Raw genomic sequence first — 15,317 nt, 5'->3', positions numbered from 1 at the left:
GATCGAGGATATCGTTGCTCGGTCTAACAGTCTCGTCGACGAACTTGTGGCGCCTCCGGGCGTAGGACAGGGTATTTGTTTGCGCTGTCGAACATGGAATGATTCACTACCCGCAACTGAGTGTAGTAATTGCCAAGATGTAAGAACGAAACTCGAAACGTCGCCCGTGCCTCTCGACGTCATTTCGCTATATCAAAAACCTTCGAATTTGCGCGACTGGCTGACCCGCTACAAGGGCCGACTCGAGGATTTAGATGAGCCGTACGTCGCCGAGTACGAGCCGATCGTCGAAGCACTTATCGGACGATACATTCACGATTATGGAGCACGCATCGACGCACGCAGCGGAGGGATCGATTGCATCGTCGTTGTGCCTTCCACCAAGCGGCCATCGCCACACCCGCTTGAGGCGCTCTTGCGTAAAATGCCGCTCGACGTACCGGTGCGCACCCTCCTTCGAAGAGGTCCAGGATTGCTTGATTTCCGGCGACCCGCAGTTGACGCATATGTCGTCAATGACTCGGGCGAGGACTGCGGACCTCAGCAGATTTACTTGGTCGATGATGTCTACACCACCGGTGCACGGATTAACAGTGCTGCACTTGCGCTGGCCGCCGCGGGTCATCACGTAGTGGGAGCTTTTGTTGTTGCTCGACGTGTGAACACGGGATACCACGAACAGGCTCGCGAGATGTGGGATCGCCAGGCAGCGAGACGATTCGATTGGACTTCAAGCCCAATCGTAGGGGAGTGGTCATGACTATGAAGTTCGTTGACACCAGTTCTCACTGGGAACTGTGCCGGGAGGAGTCGCTGGGCCTCGAGGATATGCTCCCGAGCTTGTTAGCGAATGCAGGAGTCGGTGAAGTTAATTTGGTTACCGTCGCGCGGGGTTCCTCACTGCGCGGACGTGAAATCTCCGAAGAAGCGCGCGGTCTCACGGCCGCTGCCCGAGCTGAACACCGAGAGCGTGGGTTCGGGTTTTGGGATTTTGTTCTTTCTTCAGTCACCAAGGCGAGCGATGATACCCGGATCGCGCTCATTCGCCGAGCTCTGCAGCATAGTGCCGCGGAGCAGCAAGATGCACTTTCGGTCGACGAGTTTGTCAGCCTATTAGTCGACGGTGCGTTCCAGAGTTTACCTGCTCGAACGGTCGTCTCAATTACGTCGCGCATCACTGGGCGAACGGACACCGTTCCCCTTCATCTCCCCATGTTGGACTTCGCTATTCACGCTGATTATTCTAGCGACCAAACAGCAGTTGATGTGGCTGGGGCGCTCGGACTTTCAGGGGATCTGTACCGGTCAGGAACCTCTTACCATCTAATTTGTGACCGGCCGGTCGACCAGCTGACCCTCCATCAGGTTTTGGGTCGAGCGCAATTGTTGAGTCCAATCATCGACCATAGATGGGCCGCACACCAGATAATTGATGGGTTCTGTGCACTGCGGATTTCTACCGATCTTGAGCGCCACACTTCACGCCATAGGTTGATTGCCTCAACCCGGGATTGTGGGACAGTGGATAAGCAAATAGTCCCATAACGAGGCCAGCTGAGCCAGTGGTCGGGGCTGAGCATCGAAGCCGCGAGGAAACCCATCCCGAGGGCGTTGTCGGTCGAGTTGCCGACTTCGGCCGTAGCGAGCTGGGAATGGGGCTTACGAACCGAAAGCTAGTTTGAAACGATCAGCGATTGATTCAGGCGATGGGCTTCACTGCGACTATGAGCGACTATGAGAACGTCGAGCTAGTTCGAGTCGATTCTCGTATACTGATTCGTCAGAATCGATTGTGGGAGATAGTAATCGATCGTGATCGACGTTGCGCTCGAACGAAATCTACCTACCGCTGAGCCGGCTCAGTTGTGGCGTCGCCATGCAATCGCGAGCCCAGAATCCGATCGTCGCGTGTTCACTCAGTCAGATGAACGGTGAGAGCGGTAGCTTTGCCGCATGGAGAACTGCAGCGATGCTCTCGACGCACTGGCCTCGTGGACTGCATGGCTTCCCTTGAACGTCGTACGTGCAGAGGTCAGCCCACGCCGGCCAGGGGTACATGTCGCCCGGTACGCCGATACAGGCCACATCTTCTATGTTGGCGAGGCCCACCAGCGAGGCGTGAGGGAGCGGTTGGATGAATACAGACTGGGCAACGATCTGAACGGACTCGGTGCCGTTCTCGCGGATTTGGCTCTTGCGGACGCGGAGTTCGTGCGGGAACGCCTGGCGGACATCGAATCTGGAAACCCTCGAACAGCGGTCCAGTGGATGAAGCTCGCGATGGAACGGCGGAACATCCAGTTTTCGGTTTCCGAGACTGAGGACGGCCCATCGGCGCAATTGCTGGAGAGCCGAGTCCTCGATGCAATACCGAATGAGCATCTTCTGAACAAAGCCGCTGTACGTGCGCGGCGGAGCCCAGCCGTGACCTAGGCGCGGGTTCAATTCAGTTTGTTTGGATCAACATTGGGGCAGATCTCGTCTCGGACGAAGTTATAGAACGTGACCACGTCTTCGTCATTTAGGCTGGGGCCTTGACCCCGGAAGCTGGACACGGGGTTTGTGATTACGCGGCTTGCTGCAGGCTATCGGATGTGTGGGCGTTTTCGTAGTCGGCAGGACTGAGATAGTCGCAGTACGAGTGCCGACGCCGGGTGTTGTAGCGGGTGATCCACCGGAACACCGCCAGCCGCGCTGCCCGAGGTGATTCCCAGCGGGCTGCGCCTTGCAGGGTCTCCCGTTTGAGTGTCGCGTTGAATGACTCGGCCAGGGCATTGTCGGCGCTCGTGCCCACCGCTCCCATCGATTGCGCGACATCCAACTTCGCGCAGAGCATCGCGAAACCCTTTGAGGTGTACTGACTTCCGTGATCGGCGTGGAACACTGCACCGGCAAGACCGCCGCGGGTCAGTGCTGCGGCACTCAAAGCGTTCTCGACGAGTTCGGTGCGCATGTGCTCGGCGATCGACCACCCGACCAGTCGGCGGGAGAAACAGTCGATCACCGTGGCCAAATACAAGCACTCACTGTCCCCGCAAGGCAAGTACGTGATGTCGCCGACGTATCTGGTGTTCGGTGCGGCTGCGGTGAAATCACGGTTGAGCAGGTCCGGGGACGCAGTGTCGGCTGGTTCTGCGATGGTGGTGCGGTGTTTTCGGCGCAGTCGCAGGCCCTCGATGTTGTTCTCGCACATGACCCGTCCGATCCGTTTGTGATTGATCCGTTGGCCGCCGGGTTGTCCGTGATTGATCTCGGCGGTGATCCGGGGCCGCCCGTAGGTGTTGTCCACTTTGTGGATGGCGCGGATCTTCTCGGCGAGTTCGACGTCGGCAGCGGCGCGGGCAGCCCGCGTGTCGGCGGCGTTGATCCACGCGTAGTACGACGAGCGAGCGATATCGATGACCTGGCATAACCGCTTCACCGGGTAGGTGTCGGAGTGGTCTGCAACAAATTGGAAGCGGTTCACCAATTCGTCTCTCCGGCGAAATATTTGGCCGCCGACCGCAGGATGTCTCGCTCGGTCTCGAGCTTGGTTTTCTCCGCTCGCAGGTGTGCGACCTCGGCGCGGAGCCTGGCGGCTTCCTGCTCTGGTGTTTCGCCGGGGTCTGGCCGCGGTGCACTGCTGGTGCCGTGTCTGCGGATCTGGATACCCGCATTTCTCAGCCATGTGGTCAGGGAGCCGTGGGATATGCCGAGATCGGCGGCGATCCCGGCCACGGTCGCACCGTCGGTATCGCGGTACAGCTCGACTGCGTCGCGGCGGAACTCTTCGGTGTAATTCTTTTTGGTCATCGGGTTAGATCTTCTCGCTTTCCCTGGTCTGAGACCAGGATCAAGCGTGTCCATCACACGGGGTCAAGGCCCCTGGTGTGTTGCTGAGTATCTGAGATCAATCCGTCCCAACTCGCGATCTGGCGCGTGACATCGCCGCAGTTAGAGATTACCTGGTAGGTGACGGTGTCGAGAAGAACAGGTTTAGCTCCCACCTCACCCATCCGTCCGAAATTGGTCTTCACAGAGATCTCTCCGAGCCGTGTGTAGAGATCATCCGTCAACCAGGTGGTCCAGATTCCAGGTTCCGGGGGATTCGTAGTCGAGGGGTAGACGTACTGAACTTCTTCTTTCTCGGTGCAACCGATAAGGCCACCCGCCAGGACCAATGCTCCGATTCCGATCACAGACCTTCTGGTGTAGTGCCGAAATCTTGACCTGCCAGCGTTCAACACAATTCCTCCGTTGAGTCAGCGAAACTGGATCCTATCGGGAGTGTGAATTCGGCCCCTATAAATCCAGGCAATCTGTGGGATGTCGAAGTGCAACTGCCATACTTCTCGATAGTTGCATCAATCCGATCGTGGTTTGTGTATCGAATCAGGGGGCGTAGTGAGAACCAAACTGGCGATTTCTGTTTGCGTGTCAGCCGCATTGTTGTTGGCTGGGTGTGGGGCCGATTCAGTCGAAGGCGCTGCACAAGCGGGGGAGAGCGCAGCGGCTTTGTCACCGACCACGACGACGTCGTCCGCGCCTGATGTCTGTTCGGGTAAACAGGACTGTGTGTCCTTGGCTGTGGTGGATGTCGACGGCGACGGCAAAGATGATTCGATCGGCCGTGCAGGTGGTCAGATTGTGGTGCTGACAGCATCCGGCATCGAAGCTGCGGTAGCCGGTACGGACTCCAAGTTGCTGACCGATCCGAAGGCGCAGGATGCGGCAGGGTTTGTCGGAGCGTGGGACGTTGACGGTGTGCCGGGTGCGGAGGTTGTCGTCGCCACGAAGGAGCTCGGCGGCTCTGCCTCATACAAGGTGTTGTCGTGGGAGGACGCGAATTTGGCCGTCATGTCACCGCCCGCCTCGTTGTACGAAGGCAATCCCGTCGAGTGGAAACTGCATCGAGGTGAAGGGGCCGAGACCGCGGTTCGTTGTACAGGCGACCCGTCCAGGCCGATCGAGGTCTGGAATTTCACTGCGCCGTACGGCGGAAGTTCCTCGCAACCGGCGATGAAGGTGACTTCGTACAGCTATGACGCTGCGAACGGTGGTCAGTTCGGTGACGGTTCCCTGTTCGGGGACGAGCAGAGTTTCTCCGCGGAACCGCAAAATCTCGGTCAGATGACCGGATGGCCGTGGCTGTGTGGGGCAAACGCTGTCGATTCGGCAGCGGTTGCGACAGTCAGGTGTGGAACGACCCCGAAAGTCGCGGCGATATCGGCCGGCCTCGACCAGGTGCCGGCCGCAACCCAGATTCCTGGCATTGAGTGGACGTTCTTGGGGGAGACGAACTTTGATCCGTGTGCCGAGCTGAGCTATGCGATCGCCGAAACCAATGGCGGGACCGGTAGTTCGCCGCAGCACGTGATGTTGTTCCACCGTGGGGAGTATCAGGGGACAGCTACGGCGTGTTCGTTCGGCTTCACTTCGGTGATTGATTCCTCCAGCGATAGCGTGACGGTGCAGTACAAGTGGCCGCGAGGGATGGACTCGAATGCGAATCCGTCAGGTCTGGCCACCGCGACTTTCGTATGGGACGGCGACGGCGTCGTGATGCAGAATGACCTTCCTGCAGAGTTGCTCAAGGTCAGTGGCTGCAAGTAGCGGTTTCGACGACCGATGATCACATCCTTGTGTGAGCGGCGGGGCGCTAACCACGCAGCTGAGCTCGGAAGGCTGAAAGCTCTTGCTCGACTTCGCTCTCGCCGTTGAGAACGCGGCGGCAGGTGGTTTCGGTATCCGCGTCGAAACTGCCACCGGACAGAAGGACGGCCGCCTTGGCGACACTGATGGCTTCGTCGTCACCGCGGGTATGCGCGCTATCGGGGTTATCCATCCTCGTCCGACTTCCTGCAAAGTGTCTGTTACTCAGTGCGATCCAGAACGTCTCGGAGCGAATCGAGATACGTCGAGTCGATTAGACCCCGAACGGGCGTCAGAATCGCCTGTGGGGATCAGCGCGAGTCGTTCTGACGTCATCTCGATCTCGGTGGCGACGTTCCATCAATGAAAATGGGCGGGTCGAACCGCGTCAAACCAGGTGCAAGGTAGGGCGTGTGTCCCCTTCGCCGAGCAATAGTCTCAGTCTAGGCAGGGTTATTCGTAGCTCGGCTGCCAGTGCTTTCAGGCTCAATCCGTTCTGTTCCGCTACCTCGTAGGCAGATCGGAGCAATGTCGGGACCTCGCCAGGAAACCCCTCGATGGGCTCACTCCGAATCACGTCGGCGTCTCGAAGCGCCGCCAATCGTTGATACGCGCGCCGATAGGTTGCCTCGGAAGCCATTCCGACTTCCTTGCATCGACGGAGAAGTGAGTCGACAGACACACCCCATGTCGCGCTCAATTCGATCAGCGCATTGAAGTCGATTCGAGCGGGCAGCTCCGGGCTGATCTGATCCTTCGGCGTGAGGAACTCAGCAGCGAAGATGTCGGCTTCCTTCTCCTGCAACGGATCTCCAGGCACGCAGTTTCCATGCATGACCAGATGACCGAGCTCGTGTGCGGCTGTGAAGCGGTGTCGATACACGTCGTCAGCCCGGCCTCGTGTGAGTACGACGACCGGTCGGGGGAGCTGAGTCGTGGAGAACGCATCGATCGTTTTCGCGTCGTCAGGGTTGAACGGTGCCAACGTAACGATGATCCCGTGCTGTTCCATGGTTCGGACGACTCTGGGAATCCGCCGAAGACCTAGGCCCCAGTATTTCCTGAGCTCACCGGCTGCGCCGATGGGGTCGGTTGGAAACCCCAATTGTTCGACCTCACCGGCGGAGAATCCCGGCAGATCGACCGCGGGGAGACGGACGCGCTTTTCCAGCGCATTGGTCAGTTCCCACAGCTGTTCAGTGAACGCGACCGCCTTGCTGCGTTGGATTGCTGGTGTCCGCCGCAGACTACGGAAATGAGCTGCAGCAGAGTCGAGTCGGGCATACGGACGACCTGATGCCAGAAATGACACCGGCACTTCGAGCGCTTTGGCGAGTGCTTCCACATTGTCCGGGCGGGGACTGGCTGTGCCAGCCTCCCACTGTCCAACTGCTACCGGTGAGACCCCGATCGTGTCGGCGACTGTCTTCTTCGTCAGCCCTGCGAGTCGGCGCGCCTGAGTTAGACGCGCAGCATCGAATGCGCCCGAGATGACGTCGTGAGGGATCTCGTCATCTGCCAAGAGACGAAGCTGACCGGGCTGTTCGTGGTCATTCACTGTTCTCACTGCCTGTGATGTCGATTTCCGGGATATTTTCGCTGTTCACCGCGCCGGGTTCAACATTGGGAGTCAGGCTGAATCCGACATCATCGGATTCCTCATCGAAGCGAGGCAACCGCGCTGTCGCGATTTCTGCGAGGCGAAGATGCTTTCCCGAAGCCGGGGCGTCGGGCCGAGTCAAAGGTTCCGAAAACAGCACGTGGATCCGGCCAGTGTCGTCGTCGACATCGACGTCGCCCCAATAGAGGTCGAAGACGCCATCGGGGCTGCACGCGATACCGATTGTGACAACGCGTCCGCTTCTCAGCAGTTCTGCGCGGAGTTCGTTCTCGGCGTCCTGACGTCGGACAATCTCTTCCTCACTGAGTAGGGGCTCGAAGAGGTCGAATTGTTTCTCAGCCTGACGCGCCACGCCCGAATGCAGTAGGTCTCGGCGTACCTGTGACATCGTGATTTTGGCACCATCACGCTTCACCTTGCCGTCCTTGCCGTATCGCAGCGGGTACAGCAAGGTCTTGGTCTCAAGAATGAGAGGCAGTTCGTACTGGACCTTGGCGTTCTCAGGCTTTCTCAGCTCCACGCCTTCAAGGTCACGTGTGTGGTCCGCCAACTCCTCGAACTGTGCGACCGCGAACTGAGTTCCGTATGCGTGTTCCGTACGGGCTCCACCGCCGAGGTGAGCCCCCAAAGCCCGGGCTTGCGCCTGATACATCGACGCAATCGCAGCGTCCTTGGCGACCTGGAACTTCGATCCGAAGCGGAGGATCTCCCACTCGGTGGGTTCAGTGGATGCCATCTGAGAAGCCCCTTTGGCTTGTTTTTCTCGGGACAATACATGGATTGACTTCATTTCCATGCAAAATCCTATCACTTGATGCCGACAGGCTTCAGGGAAGTGACGGGTTCGACCGCCCAAATGGAGATAGAAGTGCTGGTCACCGGGCCGACGAGGAATTCACGTGTGTGACCCCGCGCAGCCGAGTTGGCGCTGCCTGAGGGCTGAGTCCCGCGTGACGGTCGCCTATTCGCCGATCCGCCCGCACCGATCTCTGCCATCCTCGATCAACTTGAGGAGGGCCTCTGCCGCCCTGGTTGAGTGAACGCGTTGATAGAGAGCCGAAGTACGCGCGTGCTCGACCGATGCTCCTTCGGGTCGAGAGGCTTCGTGATCGAACTCCATGGAAATAGCGTACGTCGAATCGCCCGGGCACCCCATGGCTTTACACGTGGTCGTGGCTGCGGCAACTTTGCCCTCGACGTTCGTGGATAGATGAACTCAGAAGACTGTCGTACCGTCCGGATAATCTGGTTTTCTGCGGCGATCTCTTCTGTTGGCAAACCGATACCGAGGTAGTCCGTCGAGGCATTCGGTCACCAAGGTTCGTCAAGCAATGGCGGTAGATCGAAGCTGATCCGCCCGAAGCTCATCCTGCTGGATGTGAACCGCGGCATCGGACGGGGCTTGTCCCGCTCCGGTCGGCCGGAGTCGTTCGAGTCTCTTGCGGTTCTCACTGGCACGGATACCTTTGCGGATGGCGTCCTTCTCCTTGATGATCTCGTATGCCCAGACGCGGTAACGGGGGTGCGAGATGAAGTTGAGCAGGTACTCGTTGACAGCTTCGACCCGTCGAGTCGGAACTCCGAGGATCCGGGCAGCATTGCCTGCTTCGTAGGGCACGTTCTCGTCGGCGCAGAAGAGAATGCGGGCGTACTTCATGTACTTCTCCGCCAACATGGTTTCCAGCACCTCGAGGAGGAGTTCCGCGCTCTGCTTGTATGCGACGTCATCTGAGATGGACGCGGGATCCGATTCCGGGATCGACACGTACACCGGGTCGTGAACATCCCCGAAAGTGGACCGCGACGGAATTGAGGGGAGCACATACGTGCAGGCAAATCCGGTGATGTCTTCCAGCTCTTCGTCTGTCGGACGTCGACCATGATCACGCACGAATTCGTCAGTCGCAGCGAGCCAACTCCAGGTCGCTTGAATTGCTGCAGTGTCGGCGCGATACGGAGTGCTGTTCTTTGCGATCAGCCTGTTCATCGCCTTGCTGATCGCTAGGGATGAGTAGTTGGCGAACCGAACTCCGGGATGGTTGTTCGTCCCGCGAGCGTTGAACGAGTTGGTCACTTTGAGTGCAGCGATGACTCCCTCATCGAAGAGATCGTCGCGGTCCCATCCGACCGAGGATTTGTTCTCAATGTTTCGGTCGCAAATTGTGCTTGCAAGTTTGCTTATGTATGGCAGGTAGGCGCGGACGAGATCCGTTGCTGCAGTGTCGCCGTCGCTCAGTATCGCCGCTTCCTCTTCGGTCGGGGCTCTCTCCTCGGCGCAAAGCTTGTCCCGAACTTGGCGTCGAGCAACCAATCGGTCGGAGAGGGCCAATTCGTCATCGTAGGTCAACATGATCGGTCTCCTGCCGTGTCTGGCAATTGATCTGCGCGAGCCAGTTCAGACTGCGACTCTGGAGTGCATGTGGCGGCGAGTCTGGATCTGTGTCGCAGGCCGGTGCATCAGTGGAATGGTCGATATTCTTTGCGGTGCAGGGGAACAGCGGTGAAGTATGCGTTGTGGTCACCTCTGCACGGGGTCCATCTGATCGGTGCGTGAAAACGGCAATACCGCTGACCTGTCATATTCACGGTCATGCGTAGCTTTGGCTCCACCCATTCTTGGATCTCCCTCGTCTGGGATCGCGTTAATTAACGCTCGCGATTTATCTATTTATCGTATTAGGAATTGCTCTGAAATGACAGTTATATTTCGTAGAAAAATTCTTCTCCGGTGTCATTATCCTTTAGTTGAAGGTTGTGAAAGGGATAGTTTATTAATCGAAAGATGGATTTTGAAAAGACCAAGCTTGGTGTGCCGGAGAGGCTGGGATGCTCGAACCAGATCACGATGAGGCTGAGTTGCAGAATGATGCTGATGATTTCCTCTCCGCCATGGTGGAAGAACTTGAATCCCTCATCGATGAACAATATGAAGAAAGTCTCGGCCAGTTCGCGATGGACGAAGCACTGCGGGTGGATCGCCGAGCATTAGCCACTGGTAGGGGACTGCCACCTCGTCCAATTCCTCAACCAGTTCGCCTCAGTGACGGCGAGCGGGATGAGCTCGCCAAGATTCGGGCGAAACAGCAAACGAGCAAAGCTGCGTCTGGGAGAAAGTCGAGTGGAGAGGCACAGACGTCTCGCCGCGACAAGGGCCAGCTGGGTCGTGGAGTATCGGGACACCCGGATAGCGAAGCGGCATCCGCAGGTAAAGTTCCACGGAAGAAATCGGAATCAAGCGCTGAAAAAGTATTTGATTCGGCGAAGAAGGTGAAAGGCAAGTTCGCGGGCCTCGGCTCGGAGAACAAGCAAACTGTTCCTTCCCCTGAAGGAAACGACACCACGATTGCTGGAACCAAGCCACCTAGCCCGGCGAAGGATAAAACGGCGGAGTCTCTGTCGAAGGGCGCAAAGGGAGAGAAGCCGCTCAATCGGGTCGCCAAGAAGGTGGCCAAAAAGGGCCTCGAAATGGCCTCCAATTCTGTCATCTCCCCAGCGGGGACCGCGATCCTGAAGAAGTCGATTCGCCCGGTCAAGTATGTGGCGACGGCGGGGTCCCTCTTGTTGGTGATCGTGCTTTTTGTATCGGTCATCGGTGCTGCGATCACCGCAGGAGGCGGGGCAGCCGGCGGGGCAGCAGCCGCAGCTTCGCTGTCTTGCCCGCCGTCGCTTTCCGACTCGGAGTCGATCAATGACAGTCACGCGACCAGGCGGACCGCTTCGGAAACCAATCCGATTCTGCAGGAGAGTGCTGAGCCGGGTTCTTCGACTGAGCCGACGACTACGGACTGGGATGCGATCGCAGATTGTGAGTCAGGGGGAGATTGGTCGTCCAACACCGGCAACGGATACATGGGCGGGCTCCAATTTGACCAATCCACATGGGATTCGGTGGATGGCAGCCAATATGCGCTTACTCCGGACAAGGCCAGCAAGGAAGAACAGATCAAAGTCGCGCTCGAAGTTTGGCGTACACGGGGCTGGGATCCATGGGGCTGCGCGACAAACCTTGGCTACATCGGCGGGCCGGAAGGTTGGGTAAATCCGAGTGGGGTTCGATTCGAGCCTGCTCGTGAAATCGAACCGACGAGCCAAACCGAATCGGCGTCGGAGCCGATCGACTACAACAAGATTGACTCCGAAAAATCCAACGGCACAGAGGAATCTACGTCCTCAAGTCCTGTTCCGAAACCCGCTGACAGCGTTGCAGATATCGGTCGTGACGATAGTCTGACATCTCTTGCGGCGGGCGACATTGTCCTGGACAAGGAACAGATTAGTCTTGCTCGCACCATCATTGGCGTAGTTGACCGGTCGGGGCTGGGTGATTACGCGGCAGTCATCACCTTGGCGACCGCCCTCCAGGAGTCAACGCTCCGGAATCTGGACTGGGGTGACCGAGACAGCCAAGGTCTGTACCAACAGCGTCCCAGCATGGGGTGGGGAACCCTGGACCAGATTCGCGATCCCGTGCTGGCGACAGAGGCGTTCCTGGGTACGAGTGCTCATTCTACGAACGCTGGACTCAAGGATGTGATCGGTTGGGAGAACATGACGCTGACAGACGCAGCGCAAGCGGTGCAGAGGTCTGGATTCCCTGAGGCATACGCAAAGTGGGAGAGTTCCGCCAAGAAGATCGTGCAGTCGTTGACAGGGAAGTCTGCGCAGTCATCTTCGTCCTCATTGACATCGGAACCCTGCTCCGACCTAGGCGGAATGTCCAAGCACGAGTGCATCAGCCTGCTCGACACGACAGAAACAGCCGGGCCGTCGAGCTCGGTACTCAAGGGTATGAAGCCGGACACCGAGATGGTTACTCGCACGGTCAACAAGGAGTACGGGGCTCACACCTACTACGGTTACCGTGATCCCGACGGTTACAACGAGCATTACAACGGTGTCGCCGTCGACATCATGATCGAGCCCGTGCCGGGCAACGAGATGCCCAAATCACCGGAGAACCCGGAAGGGCTGAAGTACGGCGACGGTATCGCTCTCTACCTCCAGCAGAACGCCAAGCAGCTCGGCATCGAGTATCTGATTTGGAAGCAACACATCTGGATGTCGTCTGATCCGATCGAATCCTGGGACGCGATGGAAGATCGGGGCGGGCCTACCGCAAATCACATGGACCACATCCACGTGAACACGTTCGGAAACTCCGCTGAAGGCGGCGCAGGATCTGCGGGGCAGGCCTGTCAGCGGATCGAGGCGCCCGGCGTGGAGCTGGTTTCGAACGTGGGCGGGCTCAGTGCTCCGGCCCGTGTGCAGGAGTACACGATCTCTGACTTCTTCGGGACTAGAGGTGGCTCACACAGAGGCGTCGACATCGCATCGTTTGGAGCCAAGCCGATCGACCTCTTCTCGATGGGAGATGGCACGATTTCCGAGGTAGTGACTGGTTGTGCTCCTCTGACGCAGGACAATTCGTGTGGTGGTGGATGGGGAAATCACATTGTGATCGACCTCGGAGCAGGGGTTGGACTTCGGTACGCGCATATGAGCGACGTCAGTGTTTCGCAGGGCCAACAGGTCAAGTCGGGCCAACCGATCGGGCGGATGGGGAACTCAGGATGGTCGGAAGGGGTTCACCTTCATCTTGAACAACTCGACATGAACAACGGACGGACACAGGTCGATCCATCTGAGTTGTTGAAGAAGGCCGGCGGATGGACCAACGGGCAACAAGTCACATAGCGGTCTCGATCGAAAGATGTTGAATAAGAGAGGTTCTACGATGTCCAGGAAGCCGAAACTAATCTTCGCAGCGGCGGTTGTGATGATCCTTCTTGCGATAGGGATTCGCAACATCTTCTTCAGCGGGGATGAAACTGTGCAGACTGAGCGGACTCCCAGCTCAACGCACGATACGGGCGATCGACATTCAGATGGTCACATCCCGGAAGGATGGGTCCCGGAGGGCAAGGAACGTCCTACGCCGCCAGGGCAGAAGCGGGTCGCCGAATGTCAGGATGGGCAGTGCCAAGGTGATGAAGCGATTGACTTCAATCTGAATCCGGTCGTCGTCGAGCAGTGGAAGCCTGTCGCCGTCCAGTTCGCCAACAACTTCGGAGCTATCGAGGGACGGAGCTCGGAAGAATGGCTGGACTCGTTGCATCCGTTCACCATTCCTTCCCTGTTCTCCAAGATGTCGTCGATCGATACCACTCGGCTGAGGTCAGGAAGCCGACCGTTTATCATCGCGACCGATCTGACTCAGTTTCAAGAGGTCAGTGTCCGAGTTGACTACCCGGAAGGGTGGACCATCTATTTGAAGTTGCAGATGATGGGTGCTCAGGACTGGAAGGTGATCACTTACGACACTCCGAGGTAGTCGCTCGGAGCGTTGGCTCGGTTTGGCTGGAGCATTTCCGGTCAGGATCCGAAGTCGGGTTCGTTTCTCGCACCGAGAATTCAACCGATTGCCCATGATGGTGGTTCAGACGTACCTGCGAGCGCGGAAGCACGAGTGCTTCCGATGGCAGCAACACGACGGATTCGCTGCGGGACAATCGAAATAGGGCCTCAATCATTTGTGAATCAGTTCTTGCGGTCGTAACCGTCATCGAGGCCGTCAAGGTGGATGGAGACTCCGTCGGTCTGGGGAGATGTATCGGCGGGCATTTCACCGTCCAGCAGGTTGGCTTCCTCAGTGCTCAGCCAGAGGCGTCCGTGGATCATCTTGAATTCCAAAGAGGCATATGTGGTCAACGGCTCCTTGTCCTTGATGTGGAGCTGGTGATTGACGACGGCCAATCGCATTCGTTTCCAGGCGATCTCATACTGGTCATGAACGTGGACATTCACCTCGTCCAGTGCCCTCTCGAATCTACGGCCGGAAAAGCACTCCCGAACCATCTGCACGATCCTGTAGCCGTGCTCCCGGCTGGATGCCTGAGATATTGCCAAGCCCATGTAAGAGATGGTCTCGGAGTGCATTGTCGACGCACTCTCGCCCTTCTGAATGACCGGAACCGAAAGCGTGGCCGCGATGTTTCCAAAAGCGACCAGCACACTCTGGACTCTTCCGTACAGGTCTTCCGCATCTTCAAGTATCGAGGCCATATCGGGAGCCGGTTGAGCCAGTTCGTTCCGGTATCGGGCCGCGATCTCGAACAATCTAGGTTCGATGACAGTAATCCAGGACCCCGAGCTGTCGTCGAAGTCGAGGTCGCTGCGATGTAAAGCCCCGTCTCTTCCGCCCAAACATTGGTAAGCGATGTCTAGGCAACTGGTTTGGCGATCCAGGAATGCCTTCAGGTCTGCAAGCAGAGCGCTCTCGCAGCGAGCGATCGCCGACCGGTAGTGCTCCTCAACAGCGGCGAGTCCGCCAACGATGTCTGACTCATTGAGGAACCGGTACCGGTCACCGGCCTCCGCCGACTGAGCTGCATCCTGGTCCGGGGCGGAAGTTGGTAGGTCGATGGAAATCCTGGGCAGTGAACCCATGTGGTAGCCCTCGACGTCAACAGGATTGTAGTCAAACCCCTTGGAACTGAGGAAGTTAATCCACCCCTTCTCGGGATTCCAGTATCCCATCAACAGGATCAGGTAGTACATGCGAATGGACCAGTTCTCCTCAGTCTCACCGACTCTCGCCTCGGTAAGATGGGGTTCTATCCAGAAGATGGGATGCCCAAGAGTTTCACGGAACTCATCCCGTGCGGCGCCGGGAGCAAGTCGAATGATGCCCCGGCTGCTCTTTCGGATGATTGGTTTGGGTATCGCAGGAAATCCGAATACATTGGTGGCAAACTGATTCGGCTCCAAACCTGTCTGCAAAACCATGTGAGAGATCATGCTCTCGCGCTCGATCGACGAGATCAGGTGGAAGTGGCTGTAGTTCAAGCCGTCCGAAGCTTGGATTCCTCCGTCTGAGTTGGGCTCAAATGTTGTCGTAGTCATGGTTTCGAGTCCTCTTTCGTCGTGCTTTCGTTTGGAAGATAGCCCTAGGGGTAGGGAATCAGGACGGCTCAGGAAATCCGTCGATCTATCGAAGGGCCTTCTGCCAGTGGCCAAGTACAGTCACGACTTTGCGGTCGTTCTCCGTTCTGAGCATCACTCACAC

The 15,317-nt window shown here is 57.8% G+C and carries 12 protein-coding genes; 6 read left to right on the top strand and 6 right to left on the bottom strand.

Annotated elements, in window-relative coordinates:
• Positions 1-166 precede the first annotated feature (166 nt).
• From M0639_RS17225 to M0639_RS17215, 3 genes are all read left to right on the top strand, one after another.
• The gene (locus M0639_RS17225; protein ID WP_042445879.1) at positions 167-760 is read left to right on the top strand and encodes a hypothetical protein; all 594 of its coding nucleotides are present in this window, start codon (positions 167-169) and stop codon (positions 758-760) included.
• Positions 757-1,545, top strand: a complete 789-nt coding sequence (locus M0639_RS17220; RefSeq protein ID WP_042445882.1) for a primase 1D-like protein — start codon at positions 757-759, stop codon at positions 1,543-1,545. Before M0639_RS17225 ends, M0639_RS17220 begins: the two co-directional genes overlap by 4 nt.
• Before the next feature lie 408 nt (positions 1,546-1,953).
• Complete coding sequence (locus tag M0639_RS17215) at positions 1,954-2,433, top strand: hypothetical protein (protein WP_064075763.1); 480 nt, start codon at positions 1,954-1,956, stop codon at positions 2,431-2,433.
• Between the two features lie 133 nt (positions 2,434-2,566).
• On the opposite strand, the gene M0639_RS17210 is transcribed toward M0639_RS17215, so the two are convergent.
• Positions 2,567-3,792, bottom strand: a protein-coding gene (locus tag M0639_RS17210; RefSeq protein WP_156525125.1) for an IS3 family transposase whose coding sequence is annotated in 2 segments (ribosomal slippage) — positions 2,567-3,483 and positions 3,483-3,792 — 1,227 coding nt in all. Because the reading frame shifts where the segments join, the coding sequence is not laid out codon by codon here.
• Between the two features lie 621 nt (positions 3,793-4,413).
• On the opposite strand from M0639_RS17210, the gene M0639_RS17205 reads away from it, so the two are divergent.
• Complete coding sequence (locus M0639_RS17205; protein WP_230793123.1) at positions 4,414-5,592, top strand: LppP/LprE family lipoprotein; 1,179 nt, start codon at positions 4,414-4,416, stop codon at positions 5,590-5,592.
• Between the two features lie 46 nt (positions 5,593-5,638).
• Here M0639_RS17205 and M0639_RS17200 read toward each other — a convergent pair whose 3' ends face one another.
• From M0639_RS17200 to M0639_RS17185, 4 genes are all read right to left on the bottom strand, one after another.
• The gene (locus M0639_RS17200; RefSeq protein WP_042445890.1) at positions 5,639-5,824 is read right to left on the bottom strand and encodes a hypothetical protein; all 186 of its coding nucleotides are present in this window, start codon (positions 5,822-5,824) and stop codon (positions 5,639-5,641) included.
• A 195-nt stretch (positions 5,825-6,019) separates the two neighbouring features.
• Positions 6,020-7,189, bottom strand: coding sequence for a helix-turn-helix domain-containing protein (locus M0639_RS17195; protein ID WP_230793122.1), 1,170 nt, complete (start codon positions 7,187-7,189; stop codon positions 6,020-6,022).
• Entirely contained in the window at positions 7,182-7,988 is an 807-nt protein-coding gene (locus tag M0639_RS17190; protein ID WP_042445893.1) for a hypothetical protein, read from the bottom strand. Before M0639_RS17190 ends, M0639_RS17195 begins: the two co-directional genes overlap by 8 nt.
• Before the next feature lie 588 nt (positions 7,989-8,576).
• Positions 8,577-9,602 carry a sigma-70 family RNA polymerase sigma factor gene (locus tag M0639_RS17185; protein WP_042445897.1) on the bottom strand — a complete coding sequence of 342 codons (1,026 nt, stop codon included), beginning with the start codon at positions 9,600-9,602 and terminating at the stop codon, positions 8,577-8,579.
• 476 nt (positions 9,603-10,078) lie between these two features.
• On the opposite strand from M0639_RS17185, the gene M0639_RS34955 reads away from it, so the two are divergent.
• Together M0639_RS34955 and M0639_RS17170 are read left to right on the top strand one after the other, a co-directional pair.
• Positions 10,079-12,946: a VldE C-terminal domain-containing protein gene (locus M0639_RS34955; protein ID WP_080726526.1), complete on the top strand. Its 2,868-nt coding sequence runs from the start codon at positions 10,079-10,081 to the stop codon at positions 12,944-12,946.
• Positions 12,947-12,986: 40 nt separating this feature from the next.
• Complete coding sequence (locus tag M0639_RS17170; RefSeq protein ID WP_064075759.1) at positions 12,987-13,583, top strand: hypothetical protein; 597 nt, start codon at positions 12,987-12,989, stop codon at positions 13,581-13,583.
• A gap of 206 nt (positions 13,584-13,789) precedes the next feature.
• Here M0639_RS17170 and M0639_RS17165 read toward each other — a convergent pair whose 3' ends face one another.
• Entirely contained in the window at positions 13,790-15,154 is a 1,365-nt protein-coding gene (locus tag M0639_RS17165) for a hypothetical protein (RefSeq protein WP_042445905.1), read from the bottom strand.
• Between the last annotated feature and the right edge of the window lie 163 nt (positions 15,155-15,317).

The organism is Rhodococcus qingshengii JCM 15477 (genome assembly GCF_023221595.1).
Lineage (GTDB): Bacteria > Actinomycetota > Actinomycetes > Mycobacteriales > Mycobacteriaceae > Rhodococcus_F > Rhodococcus_F qingshengii.
Note: the sequence above shows the minus strand (reverse complement) of the source record. Positions and strands in the feature narration are given on the sequence as shown.

Bases quoted from the DNA above. Each gene is read 5' to 3' on its own strand.
- M0639_RS17190 (WP_042445893.1), bottom strand. From the start codon at position 7,988: ATGGCATCCACTGAACCCACCGAGTGGGAGATCCTCCGCTTCGGATCG.
- M0639_RS34955 (WP_080726526.1), top strand. From the start codon at position 10,079: ATGCTCGAACCAGATCACGATGAGGCTGAGTTGCAGAATGATGCTGAT.
- M0639_RS17165 (WP_042445905.1), bottom strand. From the start codon at position 15,154: ATGACTACGACAACATTTGAGCCCAACTCAGACGGAGGAATCCAAGCT.
- M0639_RS17200 (WP_042445890.1), bottom strand. From the start codon at position 5,824: ATGGATAACCCCGATAGCGCGCATACCCGCGGTGACGACGAAGCCATC.
- M0639_RS17185 (WP_042445897.1), bottom strand. From the start codon at position 9,602: ATGTTGACCTACGATGACGAATTGGCCCTCTCCGACCGATTGGTTGCT.
- M0639_RS17215 (WP_064075763.1), top strand. From the start codon at position 1,954: ATGGAGAACTGCAGCGATGCTCTCGACGCACTGGCCTCGTGGACTGCA.
- M0639_RS17170 (WP_064075759.1), top strand. From the start codon at position 12,987: ATGTCCAGGAAGCCGAAACTAATCTTCGCAGCGGCGGTTGTGATGATC.
- M0639_RS17220 (WP_042445882.1), top strand. From the start codon at position 757: ATGACTATGAAGTTCGTTGACACCAGTTCTCACTGGGAACTGTGCCGG.